Consider the following 1,418-nt stretch of genomic DNA (forward strand, 5'->3'; position numbering starts at 1 on the left):
GGGCGTCAGCAGTGCGGAGTTGATCCATTCGGTGGCGCCGGCCAGCGAAGGAAGGCTGCCTTCGTCGGGCAGCGTCAATGCGGGCTTCTTCGGCTCCGGTTGAGTCGACGTCCGCACCAGGCCGCCCGAGTCGATGGAAGCCTGCGGTTGCGGCGACGGCATGGGCATGTCGATCTTCTCCACAAGTGCTTTCTCCAGCGCCGAAGTCGTGCCTACCGAGAGACGGCTGAGCAGCCCGGTGTCCAGCCCCAGCGCGATGGCGCCGACACCCGCGAGAACGGCTACGCCGGCTACGCGCCGCATCCATTCACCGGTGCGCAGCGACCCCTTCATCGCCGAGAACAGCCGCCCGCCAAAGAGCAGCGCGGCCGCCAGCGAGGTGCAAGCACCGGCCGCATAGGCCAGCAGCAGCAACGACGTACCGATGCTCGCGCCGTTGAGCGCGGCGCCAGTCAGGATCAGCCCGAGGATTGGCCCCGCGCACGGCGCCCACAGCAGCCCCGTGCCAACCCCCAGCAGCAGCGGCGAAAACACCGACGCCTTCCCAGAGGCGGGCCCCGACAACCGCAAGCCGAGCGCCACCAGCGGCCGGCTCAGGCGGTCGGCCACCGATGGAAACAGCAGCGTCACGCCGAACACCGCCAGTAGCGCAATCGCCGCACTGCGCCCGTATTCGTTGAGCGCCACGACCCAGCCACCACCCACCGCCGCCAGCGTGGCGATGGCCGAAAACGCCAGCGCCATGCCCAGCAGCATTGGCAGGCCATGCGAGCGAAACGGCCGGTCGGCGCGCGCAAACACGAACGGGAGCACGGGCAGGATGCACGGGCTCAGGATGGTGAGCACACCACCCAGGTAGGCAACGATGAGGAGGAGCATGGTCGGGGTCTGGTCAATGGAGGGATGAGCGCGCGGCTCAGTTCGGCGGCGCGGCGCGCGTGCTCATGGTCAGTCGGGCTTCCAGCCCGCCTTCGGGGCGGTTGCGCAGCACCAGCTCCGCGCCCGGCACGCTGGTGGCCGAGGGAATGCTCATCGTCTGGTATTCGTCGAAGCGGCGCGCGTCGAGCACCACCACGTTGGCCTTCGCGTCGACCAGCGCCTTCACTTCGGGCGCGGACAACGAAGGTGTGTGCCGCTCGTGCTCGACCAGCTCGCCGAAAGATTTGCTTGGCACGTTCACGTCGCGGAACAGCTCACCGCCCGCGCGGTGCCAGCCTTCGAGGCCACCTTCGAGCAGATGCACGTTCGTGTAGCCCAGTGCAGCCAATGTCTTCGCGGCCAGCGGCGCAAGATCGACGCCACCGTGTTCGCCGTACAGCACGATCAGCGTGTCGCGCCGCGGAATACGCCGCCACGCTTCGATCTCGATGCGCGAGAGCGGCAGGTTCGCTGCCCACAGCGGATGCTCCTGTTCGAAC

Annotated in this window: 1 protein-coding gene and 1 pseudogene; both read right to left on the reverse strand. The window is 68.3% G+C overall.

Annotation, left to right across the window (positions count from 1 at the left end; translation table 11 throughout):
- Window positions 1–879 (reverse strand): cytochrome c biogenesis CcdA family protein (locus ACSFA3_RS23250; RefSeq protein WP_435507802.1); only part of this gene is annotated, 879 nt, incomplete at its 3' end.
- 97 nt (window positions 880–976) lie between these two features.
- Window positions 977–1,418: pseudogene (locus ACSFA3_RS23255) on the reverse strand (rhodanese-like domain-containing protein); the annotation flags it as partial.

It is taken from the genome of Variovorax glucosi (assembly GCF_051216695.1).
GTDB lineage: Bacteria > Pseudomonadota > Gammaproteobacteria > Burkholderiales > Burkholderiaceae_C > Variovorax.